The following is a 15,177-nucleotide window of genomic DNA, read 5'->3' as shown; positions in this document are numbered from 1 at the left end:
ATGGATGTCCTCAACGACCTCATGGGCGGTTTCGGCAGCGCGTTCAGCCCCCTGCACCTGCTGCTGGCGTTCGCGGGCTGCACGCTCGGCTCGCTGGTCGGCGTGTTGCCCGGCCTGGGCCCGGCCACCACGGTGGCGCTGCTGCTCCCGCTCACCTTCGTCTTCGACCCCACCGGCGCGCTGGTGCTCTTCGCCGGCATCTACTACGGCGGGATGTACGGCGGCTCCACCACGGCCATCCTGCTGAACGTGCCCGGGGAGACGGCGTCGGTCCCCACCACCCTCGAGGGCCATCCGATGGCCCGCTCCGGGCGCGCCGGGGCCGCGCTCGCCACGGCCGCCATCGGCTCGTTCGTGGCGGGCACGATCTCCACCGTCGGGATCACCTTCGCGGGCCCGGCCATGGCGCGGATCGCCGAGAAGATCCAGCCCGCGGAGTACTTCGCGGTGATGGTCCTCGCCTTCGCCACCGTCACCGCGGTCGTGGCCGACGCCCCCGCGCGCGGGCTGTGCAGCCTCTTCCTGGGCCTGGCCATCGGGCTCGTCGGCATCGACAGCCTCACCGGCCAGGCGCGCTACACCTTCGGGGTGCCGGAGCTGTACGACGGCGTCCAGATCGTGGCCGTCGCCGTCGGCCTCTTCGCGATCGGGGAGGCGCTCTACACCGCGGCCCGGATGCGGCGGGCGCCCGAGGAGCGGATGCTCCCGGTGGGCGGCAGGATCGGGATGAGCCCGGAGGACTGGCGCCGGTCCTGGAAGCCGTGGCTGCGGGGTACGGCGATCGGGCTGCCGATCGGCGCCCTGCCCGCGGGCGGCGCGGAGATCCCCACGTTCCTCAGCTACAACGTGGAGAAGCGGCTGTCCCGGCACAAGAAGGAGTTCGGCAAGGGCGCCATCGAGGGCGTGGCCGGCCCCGAGGCCGCCAACAACGCCGCGTTCTCCGGGGTGCTGATGCCCCTGCTGACGCTGGGCATCCCCACCTCGGCGACCGCCGGTGTGCTGCTGATCGCGTTCCAGATGTACGACGTGCAGCCCGGCCCGCAGCTGTTCGAGACCCAGTCGGCGCTGGTCTGGACGCTGATCGCCAGCCTCTACATCGGCAATGTGATGCTGCTGGTGCTCAACCTGCCGCTGATCCCGCTGTGGGTGAAGCTCCTCCGGCTGCCCCGCCCGCTGCTCACCGCGGGCATCCTGGTCTTCGCCGCCCTGGGGGTGTACGCCCTGTCCCAGAACGCGGTCGACCTCGGCATCGCGGTGCTCTTCGGCCTCCTGGGCTTCGGCATGCGCCGCACCGGCTATCCCGTCGCCCCACTGATCCTGGGCGCCGTACTGGGCCCGATGGCGGAGACCCAGTTCCGCCGTGCGATGGCCTTCAGCGAGGGCGACTGGACGATCTTCTTCACCCGTCCGCTCTCCGCGGCGATCCTGTTCCTGTCCCTGATCGCCCTGGCCGGCCCGGTGGCCGCCCGAGCGCTGCGCCGCAACCGGGGACGCGAGCCGGAACCGGTGGGCTGAGCCCCGAAGCCGCCAGGCTGAACCCCGCGAGCTGATGCCGGGCCCCGCGCGAGTCGACCGCGCGGGGGCCTTTTCTGACATGACTGCCTTCGGACTCAGCCGCGCGACCGCCGCCCGCCAAGCCAGCGGATGACCTGCCCCTCGTCCGGCGTCACGGTGATCTCGAAGCGGTCCAGCCCCGGTGCGCCGTCTGCGCACCAGCGCGCGACGTGGCCCTCCACCGCGTCCCAAAGCCGGGTGGGCCCACCCTGCCGGACCTTCCAGCCTCTGTCGGCCTCCGTCAGTACCGCCCAGGCTCCGGCCTGCACGTCGATGAGGACCTGGTGCGTCCGCCCCTCGCCGGACAGGGTGATGTGCTGGGCGCGGGGTGCCGCCAGCTGGGCGACGAACCGGGTCGTCCAGTCCGACGTCAGCAGGTCCGGGCCGAGCGCCGTCAATCGCTCCTCGCCACTGCCGATATCAGGGAGCAGACCAAGCGGCGGGGGCAGGTGCGAGCGAGCCAGCATGAAGGAGATCTGTCCGCCAAGGAAGCGGCCGGACGCCGTGCCATCGCCGTGAACGGTGAGCCGGGCCAGCTCCGAGGCGTACAGCCAGCCGCCCACCGTGGCGAGCACGATCCCGCCGGGCTTGGTCTGAGCGATCCAGCTCTCCGGCACGGTCAGAACCCCGCATGTGGCGATCACCCGGTCGTACGGAGCGGCATCCACGTGCCCGGCCAGTCCATCGCCGACCACAAGGTTCGGCCGGTAGCCGCAAGCGGACAGGGAAGCGGCAGCCCGCCCGGACAGCTCACGGTCCACCTCGACCGAAACCACCGATCCGTCGCCAAGCCGATGGCACAGCAGGGCGGTTGAGTAGCCGGTGCCGGTGCCGATCTCCAGGACGTGGTGTCCGTCCTCGACCTGTAGCTCTTCCAGCATCTGCTTGCCGGACGCGAAGAACAACGCGTCACGCTCCTGGTCAACCCGCAGACTGCGAACCGTCGCCTGAAAGCGGTCTACGAGTCCTGGGGATACCGCCAGATCGGGACGCAGCAACCGTTTCCCGACTCTCAGGTGTTCGCCGCCATGATGCGCGACCCGATCCGCCCCTGACCGCAGGTCCGCCCTCGACACTCCGGGCCCCATCAGTCCCGGTGGTCGGGTGCGATGCGCTCCACCAGGCGGAGGAGAGCGGACCAGGCGAGGGTGTACGCCTGATCGTCGGCGAAGTCGGAGCCGTGGTCCTCGCCCGACAGCTGGCGGGCGGTGAGCTCGCAGATGTCCGGGTGGGGCGTGGTGAGCTTCGCGCCGCCCGCCATGGCCGTGGTCTGGATCTCGCACGCCTTGTCCAGGTAGTACATCCGCAGGAACGCCTCGCCCGGGGTCTCGCCGACGGTCAGCAGACCGTGGTTGCGCAGGATCATCGCGGGGTGGCCGGCGAGGTCGGCGACGAGGCGGCGCTGTTCGGCGAGGTTGAGGGCGACGCCCTCGTAGTCGTGGTAGCCGACCCTGCCGTAGAACTCCATGGAGATCTGGTTGAGCGGGAGCAGACCGTCCTCCTGCGCGGCGACGGCGCAGCCCGCCCTGGTGTGGGTGTGCAGAACGCAGTGGGCGTCGGGGCGGGCGGCGTGGATGGCGCTGTGGATGACGAAACCGGCGGGGTTGACGGGGTGCGGGGTGTCCTCCACGGGCTGGCCGGAGAGGTCGACCTTGACCAGGTTCGACGCGGTGATCTCCTCGAAGAGCAAGCCGTACGGGTTGATCAGGAAGTGGTGCTCGGGCCCGGGGACGCGGGCGGAGATATGCGTGAAGATCAGGTCGGTCATCCGGAAGTGGGCCACCAGGCGGTAGACGGCGGCGAGCTCGCGGCGCAGCCGCCATTCCTCGTCGAGGGGCGCCTGGTCGGCGGGGCGGGGTGAAGCGGGCACGGTAAGGACTCCCTCGGGGCGGGGTGACGTCAGGGGACAGTTTCCCCACGCACACCTCTTGTCACCGAACGACGGGATCCACAGAATCCTTCGGAGACCAGCTACGGCCCATATCGCGAACACGGTTCGACATATCGAATGGGAGTGGTTCCTGATGCGTCTCGTCCTCCGCCGCCTGTCGCGCTTATCCCGCCCCGAACGGCCACGGCCCAGGCGCCTGGCCGGGGCGCTGCTGGCCGCTCTGCTGACCGCCACCGGGGCGGGCTTCACCGGGCCGGGCACCGTGGCGTACGCGGCACCCTCGGCCGACGCGGTCCCCACCGCCGATGCCGCTCCCGCCACCGGAAGGACCCTGGCCGCCGCCCCGCAGATCGACGTGCCCGCCGCGCCCATGGGCTGGGCCTCCTGGAACAGCCTCGCCAGCCAGATCGACTACGACACGATCAAGGCCCAGGTGGACGCCCTGGTGTCGTCCGGCATGGCCGAGGCGGGGTACGAGTACGTCAACATCGACGAGGGCTGGTGGTGGGGCACTCGCGACAGCAAGGGCAACATCACCGTCGACACCGAGCAGTGGCCCGGCGGGATGAAGGCCATCGCCGACTACATCCACGGCAAGGGGCTCAAGGCCGGGATCTACACCGATGCCGGCAAGAACGGCTGCGGCTACTTCTACCCCACCCCGCCGGGCACCCCGCCCGCCCCGGGCAGCGGCAGCGAGGGCCACTACGAGCAGGATCTGCGGGCCTTCCAGGAGTGGGGCTTCGACTACGTCAAGGTCGACTGGTGCGGCGGCCAGGACGAGGGGCTCGATCAGGAGACCACCTACCGGGCGCTCAGCGAGGCCAACAGGGCGGCGACCGCCGTCACCGGCCGCCGCCTGGTGCTGTCGCTGTGCGAATGGGGCTCGGGGCGGCCGTGGAACTGGGCCGCGGGCGTGGGCGATCTATGGCGTACCAGCACCGACATCATCTACTGGGGCCAGACGCCCTCGGCCACCGCGATGCTGTCCAACTTCGACCAGGGTCTCCACCCCGCCGCCCAGCACACCGGCTACTACAACGACCCGGACATGCTCATGGTCGGCATGAAGGGTTCCAACGCCACGCTCGACCGCACCCATATGAGCCTGTGGGCGGTCTCCGGCGCCCCGCTGCTCGCCGGGAACGACCTCACCACCATGACGCGCGAGACCGCGGGCACCCTCACCAACCCCGAGGTCATCGCCGTCGACCAGGATCCGCGCGGACTCCAGGGCGTGAAGGTCGCCGAGGACGCCGCTGGGCTCCAGGTGTACGCCAAGGTGCTGTCCGGCACCGGGAAGCGTGCCGTGCTGCTGCTCAACCGCACCTCCGCCGCCAAGCCCATCACCGCCCGCTGGACCGACCTCGGGCTGACCGGCGCCGCCGCCTCCGTCCGTGACGTCTGGAAGCGCGCATCGGTGGGCACCCACAGCGGCGGCTACACGGCCACCGTCCCGGCCGGGGAGGCCGTGCTGCTGACCGTCTCGGGCACGGAGGCCCCCGGCACCGCGTACCAGAGCACCACCGGCTCCTTCACCGTCACCGCCAAGACGGCGGGGCTGAAACTGGCCGACATCACCTACGCCAACGGCGGCACCGCCCCGCGCACCGCCACCCTCCGCGTCGGCGGCCAGTACGCGACCACGCTCGCCCTGCCGCCCACCGGCTCCGCCACCGCCCGCCGCACCGTCTCCGTCCTGCTCTCCCTGGCCAAGGGCGCCAACAACGTGACCGTGAGCGGGGGCCCGGACACCATCAGCGTCCAGGACCTCCCGGGCACCGACGGCGTCCAGATCGTCGGCGCCGGCTCCGGGCGCTGCGTCGATCTGGACCAGAACACGATCGCCAACGGCGCCCAGGCCCAGCTGTGGGACTGCCACGGCGGCCAGAACCAGCTCTTCCGGCACACCTCGCGCGATGAGCTGACCGTCTACGGCAGCAAATGCCTGGGCGCCGAGAAGGACGGCACCGCCGACGGTACGAAGGTCGTGATCGGCGACTGCACGGGTGCCACCGGCCAGAAGTGGACGGTGAACGCCTCCGGGACCCTTGTCCACCAGGGGTCCGGCCGCTGTCTGGACGCCTACGACAACGGGGTGGGGAACGGCACCCGGCTGGTGCTGTGGAGCTGCCACAACGCCCCCAATCAGCGCTGGACCCTCACCTGACCGAGGAAGGGGCGGGCCCCCGCGCGAGTCGACCGCGCGGGGGCCCCTTTTCCGCCTGCCCGGTGTTCGGTGAGAAGACGATCACGCAAGCAGGGGCCTGGTGGGCGCTCCGGGCTACGGGGCGAGCAGCAGGTTGTTGGCGCGCTCCTTGGCGGCCGTGTAACGGCGCGCGACATCCTGCCAGTTGACGACCTTCCACATGGCTTCGATGAAGTCCACCTTCTGGTTCTTGTACTGCAAGTAGAAGGCGTGCTCCCAGGCGTCGAAGACCAGGATCGGCACCGAGCCCTGCCCCACGTTCCCCTGGTGGTCGTAGACCTGCTCGACCACCAGCCGCCCGCTGACCGGCTCATACGCCAGCACGCCCCAGCCCGAGCCCTGGGTGGTGGCGGCGGCCTTGGACAGCTGCGCCTTGAAGCCCGCGAACGAGCCGAAGTGCTCGGCGATGGCGTCGGCCAGCTCGCCGACCCCGTCCCGCTCCAGCGGCTCGCCGCCGCCGTCGCCGGTCATGTTGTGCCAGTAGATGCTGTGCAGGATGTGGCCGGACAGATGGAAGGCCAAGTTCTTCTCGAGCCCGTTGATCGAGCCCCACTGATCCTTGTCCCGCGCCTCCGCGAGCTGCTCCATCGTGTCGTTCGCGCCCTTGACGTACGCGGCGTGGTGCTTGTCGTGGTGCAGCTCGATGATCTCGGGGCTGATGACCGGTGCCAGCTCCGAGTAGTCGTACGGAAGTTCAGGAAGTGTGTAGATGGCCATGCGAAGCCCTTCGGACCGCTTATTGCAATTGACTTGCAAGTACACGCTAGCAGCAAGAGCGATTTCCGCCACAGCGGGCGGCCGGGCGGGCACCGGGTGCCATGCGCCGGGAGTGGCCTGATCCGATCCCTGCGCGGGGAAAGCGGCGGCCCTATGATCAAAGGTCGCTCGAAGGGGGAGGGCATGGATCCGCAGATCGCCGATCTCGCCAGGACGGCGGGCACCACCATGGTCACGCTGATGGCCACCACTGCCTGGGAGTCGGCCAGGGACGGCCTGGTCTCGCTCTGGCAGCGGTTCCAGCCCAACAGTGCGGACGGCATCGGCGAGGAGTTCGAGGCGAGCCGCGACGATCTGCTGCTCGCGCGCGAGACGGGCGACGCGGAGTCCGAGGCGGAGCTGGCCGCCGAGTGGCAGGGCCGGGTGCGTCGACTGCTGCTGGCCCAGCCGGAGGTGGCGGACGAACTGCGCCGCATCCTGGGCGAGTTGAGCCCTCACCTCGCCGATCAGCGCCCCGCCGTCGGTGAGATCCGCATGACGGCCGAGGCGTCCGGCAGCGGCCGGGTCTACCAGGCAGGCCGCGACCAGCACATCAGCGAACGGTGAGCGACCCCATGCCGATCGACGGCCGCGCGTCCGGTCAGGGCCGGGTCTTCCAGACCGGCGGCGACCAGTACATCGAGGAGCACCACCACCACTACGGGGCCGGAACGGGGTCCCTCCTCGCACAGCCGGTCGGCCCGCGGCCGCCCCAGGGCGCGACGGTCCCCGACTCCGTAAGGGTGCCGCTCGTCGGCCGGGCACCGGGCATCCTGCGGGACCGCGCCGACCTCATGGAGCGCCTGCGAGCGGCCGTCACCGGGTCCGGTGGCGACGTCCACGTCCTGCACGGCCTGGGCGGCTGCGGCAAGACGGCGGTGGCGCACGAGCTCTTCACGGAAGCCGTAAGGGACCACGGACGCGTCGGGCTCTGGGTGAACGCCTCGGAGCGGATCTCCCTGCGCGCGGGCATGCTCGCCGTGGCGGGCGACCGGGGCGCGACCACCGGTGAGCTGGCCGCCGCGGCCGGCGGCCAGCGCGCCGCGGCCGACCTGGTCTGGCACTACCTGGACCACTCCGCGCAGCGCTGGCTGCTGGTCCTGGACAACGCCGACGACCCGACGGTCCTGGAGGAGGGCGGCTGGCTGCGCACCAGCCCGCTCGGCACGGTCCTGGTGACCACCCGGCACGCGACCTCGCCGCTGTGGCGGGGCGCCGGATCGGCCCGGCACCCCGTCGGCGTCCTTCCGGAGGCCGACGCCGCGCAGGTCCTGTGCGACCTGGCCCCGGACGCGGGCACCGCCGAATCGGCGCGGAAGGTGGCGCGACGGCTGGGCTGTCTGCCGCTGGCCCTGACCCTGGCGGGCTCGCATCTGTCGCACCAACTTCTGGAGTCGTGGTCCATGGACGAATACGACCGGAAACTGAGCGAGGACTCGACGGCACTCGTCGACCAGGGCGCGGCGAGCACCGGCAGCGGCCAGTCCCGCCACCTGGTCGGCCGCACCTGGCAGCTGTCCCTGGACGCCCTCGCCGGACAGGGCCTGCCGGAGGCCACGACCCTGCTACGGCTGCTGTCCTGCTGGGCGGCGGACCCGGTGCCGCTCTCTCTGCTCATGCCGGTGGCCCGGGGTGAGATGGATTTCGGCCACCTCGACCCGCCGCTCGCGCCGGACCGGGTCGAGCCGGCGCTGCGCGGGCTGCTGGACCACTCGCTGATCGGGATGGTCGAGGCGGACGGGCGTCGGTGCGTACAGGCTCACGGGGTGCTGCTGGACAGCGTCGCGGCGGGGATTCCGGACGCGCGACGCGCGGCGCTGGCCGAGGCGGCGGGGCGGTTGCTGGAGGCGGCGCTGCCACCGGACGAAGCCGTGCCGTCCGAGATATACACCGGTTGGGAACTGCTTGCCCCGCACGTCACCCAGCTGCTGCGGGCAGCCCCGGGGGAATGGTCGGCCGGACTGATGGTGCGCATCGCACGGCAGATGCAGCACGCGGGAAACTTCGCGGGCGCTGCGCGGCATGCCCGATACGCCGCGGACGTCGCCGAGCGGAGTTTGAGCGAAGAGCACTCCGTCACCCTGGCCGCGCACGACGCCGAGGCGCGGGCGTTGCTCTTCCTGGCGCGGCGCGCGGATGCCGAAGCGCTGCACCGACGGATTTGGACCACGCGCAAGCGCGTGCTCGGCGGGGATCACCCCGAAACGCTGTGGAGCTGTGCGGGCCTGGGGATGTCGCTGAGGCTACTCGACCGCCTGGAAGAGGCTGAGCAGCTGCTTCGTCAGGCGACCGCCGCCCAGCGCCGGGTGCTGGGCCCGGACGCGCTGGAGACCTTCGTCAGCCGGTCCATGCTGGTCCTGACGCTATCCGCGCTCGGCAAAAGGGAGGAGTTCGACGAGGAGGCCCGTGTCGTCGAGGACTGCGAGCGGTTCCTGCCGCCGGATCACCTCACGGCCCTCCTGGTTCGCCATGACTACGGCGACGGGCTACGGGCGCTCGGTCGCTACGCGGAAGCCGAACCGGTGGCTCGCCGCGTGTTGACCGACCGCGCCCGCGTCCAGGGAGCAGATCACCCCTTGGCACTCGCCGCGCTCAGCCTCACCGCCAGGGTCGCGCACGGGCTGGGCAAGTACGACGAGGCCATCGCGGCGCTCGAGGAACTCATCGAACGCCGCGAACAGGTGCTCGGATCCGAGCACCTGTTCGTCGTCGAGAACCGCGAGTGGCTCGCGGAATGGCAAGCCCAGGCCCAAGCCCAGCCCTGATCAGCCCTCCTGTCGGGCCACCGACATCCGCTGCCGCGCGAAGCCGATGATCGCCAGGGCGATCGCCATCACGGCCGTGGCGTACAGCTGACTGCGGGTATCGGCCTCGCGCAGCATCAGCAGCAGGACCCCGACCGTGGCGGCCAGCGCGACCCAGGTCAGATACGGGAAGAGCCACATCTTCACGACGAGCTTCTCCGGGGCCTCGCGCTGCAAGCGGCTCCGCATCCGCAGCTGGGCGGCGGCGATGAAGCCCCAGACCACCAGCACCGCGGCGCCGACCATGTTGAGCAGCCACTTGAAGATGGTGTCCGGCCACCAGTAGCTGAGCAGCACCGCGACGAAGCCGAAGAAGGAGGAGGCGAGCACGGTGAGGCGGGGCACGCCGCCGGTGACGCGGCCCAGGAAGGCGGGGCCCTCGCCGCGGGTGACCAGGGAGTAGGACATCCGGGAGGCGCCGTAGATGTTGGCGTTCATCGCGGAGAGCAGCGCGATCAGCACAATCACGTTCATGATGTCGCCGGCCGCGGGGATGTCGAGGTGGTTGAGCACCGCGACGTACGGGCCCTTCTCGACCACGGACTTGTCGTTCCACGGGATGAGCGTGACCACGACCAGCATCGAGCCGACGTAGAAGAGGGCGATGCGCCACATCGCGGTGCGCACCGCGCCCGCGACGCTCCTGACCGGGTTCTCGGACTCGGCCGCCGCGATCGTCACCGTCTCCAGGCCGCCGTACGCGAAGACGGAGGCCAGCAGGCCGACGACCAGGCCGTTCACACCGTTGGGCAGGAAGCCGCCGTCACCGCTGAGATGGGCGCCGCCCGGGGCGTCGGTGCCCGGGAGGACGCCGAGTATCGCGAGCACGCCCAGGACGAGGAAGATCGTGATCGCGGCGATCTTCAGCGCGGCGAACCAGAACTCGAACTCGCCGAAGTTGCTGACCGCCGCGAGGTTCGTGCCGCAGAACATCGCCATGAAGAGGGCGACCCACATCCAGGATTCGCTGCCCGGGAACCACTGGACCATGATCCCGGCCGCGCCGATCGCCTCGGCGGCGATGCCCACGCACAGCAGGATCCAGAACATCCAGCCCACCGTGAACCCGGCCCACGGCCCGATCGCCCGCTCGGCGTGCACGGAGAACGAGCCGGAGGCCGGGTTGGCCGCCGACATCTCGCCGAGCATCCGCATCACGAGCATCACCAGCAGCCCGGACACCGCGTAGGCGACCACGATCGACGGACCGGCGGCGGCGATTCCGGCGCCGGAGCCGACGAACAGCCCCGCTCCGATCACACCGCCAAGGGCGATCATCGACAGATGGCGCTGCTTGAGACCGTGGGAGAGCGGCGGCGTGGCGGTCGCGCCCGTGCCGGTCGCCTCGGCGGCGCCGGATGGCGCCGAGGACGCGGATGTCCGGTTCATTCTTCTTCTCTGTCCCTTACGAGCGCCGGTGACGGATGCAAAACGTCCCTAGTGTGAAGGGCGTGCCCTGTGGGGACAACATCGCGGACAATCTTTTCTGGATATCGGACACCCGCGTCACGCTCCGTATCAAGGAGCTCTGCAAGAAGCTGCCAAGCCGATGCGTCCGGCTTTGTGGCCATCCGACGGTGTCCGCGGCCCCCACGCTGGGTTAGCGTCGCGGTATCCACCCCCCTGACCTGGGAGCATCGCTGATGAGCACTGTTTCTGCCGCCGCCACACCCGGTACGGTCCTCGCGGACGCGGTCTTTCCCGCCCGGCGCGTCCTGGCCCGCGACACCGCGCTGGTCATCGGGGGCGCCGTGCTCACCGGCCTCGCGGCGCAGATCTCGGTGCCCGTCCCCGGCTCGCCGGTGCCGGTGACCGGTCAGACCTTCGCCGCCCTGCTGGTGGGCACCTCGCTGGGCGCCCGCCGCGGCTTCCTGTCGCTGGCGCTGTACACCCTGGTCGGCATGGCGGGCGTGCCGTGGTTCGCCGAGGGCAGCTCCGGTGCCGCCATGCCGTCGTTCGGCTATGTGCTGGGCATGCTGCTGGCGGCCACCGTGGTGGGCGCGCTCGCCCGGCGCGGCGGCGACCGCGGGGTGCTGCGCACCGCGGGCACCATGGCGGTCGGCTCGGCGGTCACCTACGCCGTGGGCGTCCCCTACCTGGCACTGGCCACCCACATCTCCCTCAGCGAGGCGATCGCGGCCGGGCTCGCCCCGTTCCTGATCGGTGACGCGCTGAAGGCCGCCCTGGCGATGGGCGCGCTGCCGGCCGCCTGGAAGCTGGTGGGCCGCCGCGGCTGAGCCCCGGAAGCCGGCAGAGAAGCCCCCGGAAGCCGCCAACGGCAGGGCCCCCGCGCGGTCGACTCGCGCGGGGGCCCTGCCGTTGGCGGCGGCGGACAGAGGGTCAGTCGAAGATCGGGCCGACCGTACGGGTCCGCTTGATCTCGTAGAAGCCGGGGATCGAGGCGACCATCAGGGTGCCGTCCCAGAGCTTGGCGGCGTCCTCGCCCTTGGGGGCCGGGGTGACCACGGGGCCGAAGAAGGCGATCTGCTCGCCGTCCGCGCCCGGGACGGCGATGACGGGGGTGCCCACGTCCTGGCCGACCAGGTCGATGCCCTCCTTGTGGGAGGCGCGCAGCTCGGTGTCGTACGCGTCGGAGTCGGCGAAGTCGGCGAGCTCGGCGGGGAGACCGGCCTCCTCGAGGGCGGCCACGATCGTCTCGCGGTTCTTCTCCAGGCCCTGGTTGTGGAAGCGGGTGCCGAGGGCGGTGTAAAGGGCCCCGAGGACCTCGCTGCCGTGCTTCTGCTCGGCGGCGATGCAGACCCGGACCGGGCCCCAGGCGGTCTTCAGCAGCTCGCGGTACTCCTCGGGCAGCTCATCGAGCTTGGGCTCGTTGAGCACGGCCAGGCTCATGACGTGCCAACGCACCTCGACCGGGCGCACCTTCTCCACCTCGAGCATCCAGCGCGAGGTCATCCAGGCCCAGGGACACAGCGGATCGAACCAGAAATCGGCGGGCGTCTTGGCAGTCTCGGTCACGGTTTCTCCTCAAGCGGGCGTGTTGGTATCGCAAACGAATAGAGAGCTGGTTGCTTCAACCAACGCACGCGGAAGTGGGCTCATTCCCCGATGCCGCGTGTCGGTGCCCCGTGACATGATTCCCGCTGTCCGATATCCGAGATGCGAGACATTGGCGAGGGAGCCGCGTCGTGCCCGGTGAGAACCTGACCCGTGACGAGGCCCGTGAGCGGGCGAAGCTGCTGGCCGTCGAGGGTTACGAGGTGGCGCTCGATCTGCGGTCCGCGGTGGGTGAGCACACCGGGTCCGGGCCGCGCACCTACCGCTCCACCACCACGATCCGCTTCCGCTGCGCCGAGCCGGGCGCGGCGACCTTCGCCGATCTGCTGGCGCCCTCGGTGACCTCGGTGCGGCTCAACGGGCGGGAGCTGGACCCGGCGGCGGTCTTCGACGGCTCCCGGATCGCGCTGGAGGGCCTCGCCGCGGAGAACGAGCTGGTGGTGGACGCGCAGTGCGCGTACAGCCGGACCGGCGAGGGGCTGCACCGCTTCGTGGACCCGGAGGACGGCGAGGTCTACCTCTACACCCAGTACGAGCCGGCCGACGCCCGCCGGGTCTTCGCCAACTTCGAACAGCCGGATCTCAAGGCCCCGTTCACCTTCTCGGTGACCGCCCCGGAGGGCTGGACGGTGCTGAGCAACGGGGCGGTGGACCGGGTGGAGCCGTCCGGCGCCGACGATGCCTCCGCGACCAGCCACTTCGTGACCACCCGACCCATCTCGACCTACATCACGGCCGTGGTCGCCGGTCCGTACCACTACGTGAGCGACCTCTACCGCCGCACACTGCCGGACGGCTCGGCGCTGGAGATCCCGCTGGGCGCGCTGTGCCGCAAGGGGCTGGCCAAGCACTTCGACGCGGATGACATCTTCACCGTCACCAAGCAGGGTCTGGACTTCTTCCACGACCACTTCGACTACCCGTACCCGTTCGGCAAGTACGACCAGGCGTTCGTGCCGGAGTACAACCTCGGCGCGATGGAGAACCCGGGCTGTGTGACCTTCCGGGAGGAGTTCATCTTCCGCGGCAAGGTCACCCAGGCGTCGTACGAGGGCCGGGCGAACGTCATCCTGCACGAGATGGCGCATATGTGGTTCGGCGACCTGGTGACCATGGAGTGGTGGGACGACCTGTGGCTCAAGGAGTCGTTCGCCGACTTCATGGGGGCCTTCTCGCTGGTCGGGGCGACCCGCTTCACCGACGGCTGGATCACCTTCGCCAACCGCCGCAAGGCGTGGGCGTACCGCGCCGACCAGCTGCCGTCCACCCATCCGATCACGGCCGACATCCGTGACCTGGAGGACGCCAAGCTCAACTTCGACGGGATCACCTACGCCAAGGGCGCGTCCGTGCTCAAGCAGCTGGTGGCCTATGTCGGGCAGGACGCCTTCCTGGAGGGCGCGCGGCGCTACTTCAAGCGGCACGCGTACGGCAACACCCGGCTGTCGGACCTGCTGGCGGTGCTCGGCGAGACCTCCGGGCGCGACATGGCCACGTGGTCGCGCGCCTGGCTGGAGACCGCGGGGGTCAACACGCTGACCCCGCAGGGCACCTATGACGCCGAGGGGCACATCACCGAGCTGGCGGTGGTCCAGGAGGCCGCCGACAGTGCTGGTTCCGATGGTGCGGCTCCGCCGCGTGGCACTTTGCGGCCGCACCGAGTGGCCGTCGGGCTGTACCGCAAGGAGGCTCCGGCCGGCGAGCGCCCCGGGGCGCTGGTGCGCTACGCCCGCGCCGAGGTGGACGTCGACGGCCCCCGTACGGTGATCCCCGAGCTGGTCGGCGCCTCCCGGCCCGATCTGATCCTGGTCAACGACGACGACCTCACCTACTGCAAGATCCGCTTCGACGAGGGCTCGCTGGACACGCTGCGCGAGCACCTCGGCGAGCTGACCGACCCCCTCGCCCGCGCCCTGAGCTGGTCCGCGCTGTGGAACCTCACCCGCGACGCGCTGCTGCCCGCCCGCGACTACCTGGAGCTGGTGCGGCGGTTCGCCGGGGCCGAGAGCGACATCGGGGTGCTCCAGATGGTCCAGGCGTGGGCGCTGTCCGCCCTGCACCACTACTCGGCGCCGGACGCGCGCGAGGAGGCCGCCGCCCGGCTGGCCGAGGGCGCGCTGAGCGAGCTGCGGCTGGCCGAGCCGGGCAGCGGCCACCAGCTGGCCTGGGCGCGGTTCTTCGCGCAGGTCGCCGTCGCCGACGCCGAGCTGCGGCTGCTGCGCGGGCTGCTGGACGGCACGGCCCGGATCGACGGGCTGGATGTGGACCAGGAGCTGCGCTGGACGTTCCTGGCCGCGCTGGCCTCGAGCGGTCAGGCCGACGAGGCGCTGATCGCCGCCGAGCTGACCCGCGACGACACCGCCTCCGGCAAGCGCCACCAGGTGCGGTGCCTGGCCGCCCGGCCCTCCGCCGCGGTCAAGGCCGAGGCGTGGGACGCGGTGGTGGAGTCCGACCGGCTCTCCAACGCCCTGGTGGAGGCCACCATCTCCGGTTTCGACCAGCCGGGGCAGCGGGAGCTGCTGGCGCCGTACGCACCGCGCTACTTCGAGGTGATCGAGCGCGTCTGGCAGGAGCGGTCGATCGAGATCGGGATGGCGATCGTGCGCGGTCTGTTCCCGGCCGCCCAGGGCGACACCCGCGCTCTGGACGCGGCCGACACCTGGCTCGACGGCCACCCGGACGCGGCCCCCGCGCTGCGCCGGCTGGTCCTGGAGGCCCGCGACGACCTCGCCCGCGCCCTGCGCGGCCAGGAGTGCGACGCGCGAGCGGCCGGCTGACGCACACGTTCGACCGAAGCGGGAGCTCCCCCGGGAGAAGCGGGGAGCTCTTTCGGGAGAAGCGGGGAGCTCTTTCGGCATTCGAACTGCCGTACTTTAGTACGGTGTTGTCCGCTTTTGTCGACGACTGTGTAACAGCGGTTAGCGGGTGGAGCGGGCGCGGGAATGGCG

At 70.9% G+C, this 15,177-nt stretch carries 11 protein-coding genes; 6 read left to right on the top strand and 5 right to left on the bottom strand.

Translation table 11 applies throughout. From position 1 onward, the window contains the following. The gene (locus ABD329_RS34995; protein ID WP_198281094.1) at window positions 1-1,515 is read left to right on the top strand and encodes a tripartite tricarboxylate transporter permease; all 1,515 of its coding nucleotides are present in this window, start codon (window positions 1-3) and stop codon (window positions 1,513-1,515) included. 95 nt (window positions 1,516-1,610) lie between these two features. Here ABD329_RS34995 and ABD329_RS34990 read toward each other — a convergent pair whose 3' ends face one another. Then, the gene (locus ABD329_RS34990) at window positions 1,611-2,552 is read right to left on the bottom strand and encodes a methyltransferase domain-containing protein (RefSeq protein ID WP_246619034.1); all 942 of its coding nucleotides are present in this window, start codon (window positions 2,550-2,552) and stop codon (window positions 1,611-1,613) included. An 89-nt stretch (window positions 2,553-2,641) separates the two neighbouring features. Beyond that, window positions 2,642-3,424, bottom strand: coding sequence for a class II aldolase/adducin family protein (locus ABD329_RS34985; protein WP_198281092.1), 783 nt, complete (start codon window positions 3,422-3,424; stop codon window positions 2,642-2,644). Window positions 3,425-3,578: 154 nt separating this feature from the next. Between ABD329_RS34985 and ABD329_RS34980 the strand changes: the two genes are divergently transcribed. Next, the gene (locus tag ABD329_RS34980) at window positions 3,579-5,615 is read left to right on the top strand and encodes a ricin-type beta-trefoil lectin domain protein (RefSeq protein WP_344317409.1); all 2,037 of its coding nucleotides are present in this window, start codon (window positions 3,579-3,581) and stop codon (window positions 5,613-5,615) included. A gap of 114 nt (window positions 5,616-5,729) precedes the next feature. Here ABD329_RS34980 and ABD329_RS34975 read toward each other — a convergent pair whose 3' ends face one another. After that, on the bottom strand, window positions 5,730-6,371 hold the full coding sequence (locus ABD329_RS34975) for a superoxide dismutase (protein WP_037945901.1): 642 nt from the start codon (window positions 6,369-6,371) through the stop codon (window positions 5,730-5,732). A gap of 183 nt (window positions 6,372-6,554) precedes the next feature. Here ABD329_RS34975 and ABD329_RS34970 point away from each other — a divergent pair, with 183 nt between their 5' ends. Together ABD329_RS34970 and ABD329_RS34965 are read left to right on the top strand one after the other, a co-directional pair. After that, on the top strand, window positions 6,555-6,977 hold the full coding sequence (locus tag ABD329_RS34970; RefSeq protein WP_198277099.1) for a hypothetical protein: 423 nt from the start codon (window positions 6,555-6,557) through the stop codon (window positions 6,975-6,977). Then, complete coding sequence (locus tag ABD329_RS34965) at window positions 6,974-9,175, top strand: tetratricopeptide repeat protein (RefSeq protein ID WP_198277098.1); 2,202 nt, start codon at window positions 6,974-6,976, stop codon at window positions 9,173-9,175. Before ABD329_RS34970 ends, ABD329_RS34965 begins: the two co-directional genes overlap by 4 nt. Here the strand turns inward: ABD329_RS34965 and ABD329_RS34960 are convergent, their stop codons facing one another. Beyond that, the gene (locus ABD329_RS34960; protein WP_198277097.1) at window positions 9,176-10,603 is read right to left on the bottom strand and encodes an amino acid permease; all 1,428 of its coding nucleotides are present in this window, start codon (window positions 10,601-10,603) and stop codon (window positions 9,176-9,178) included. It abuts the gene before it with no gap. A gap of 254 nt (window positions 10,604-10,857) precedes the next feature. On the opposite strand from ABD329_RS34960, the gene ABD329_RS34955 reads away from it, so the two are divergent. Continuing rightward, a complete protein-coding gene (locus ABD329_RS34955) occupies window positions 10,858-11,451 on the top strand; it encodes a biotin transporter BioY (RefSeq protein WP_198277096.1) in 594 nt (197 codons plus the stop codon). A 103-nt stretch (window positions 11,452-11,554) separates the two neighbouring features. On the opposite strand, the gene ABD329_RS34950 is transcribed toward ABD329_RS34955, so the two are convergent. Beyond that, window positions 11,555-12,190, bottom strand: a complete 636-nt coding sequence (locus ABD329_RS34950) for a mycothiol-dependent nitroreductase Rv2466c family protein (protein ID WP_164428820.1) — start codon at window positions 12,188-12,190, stop codon at window positions 11,555-11,557. A gap of 170 nt (window positions 12,191-12,360) precedes the next feature. Here ABD329_RS34950 and pepN point away from each other — a divergent pair, with 170 nt between their 5' ends. Further along, window positions 12,361-15,006 (top strand): aminopeptidase N, encoded by a 2,646-nt coding sequence (gene pepN, locus ABD329_RS34945; protein ID WP_198277095.1) that lies wholly within the window; start codon window positions 12,361-12,363, stop codon window positions 15,004-15,006. Window positions 15,007-15,177 lie beyond the last annotated feature (171 nt).

This window comes from Streptomyces javensis (assembly GCF_039525925.1).
Classification (GTDB): Bacteria; Actinomycetota; Actinomycetes; order Streptomycetales; family Streptomycetaceae; genus Streptomyces; species Streptomyces asiaticus.
Note: the sequence above shows the minus strand (reverse complement) of the source record. Positions and strands in the feature narration are given on the sequence as shown.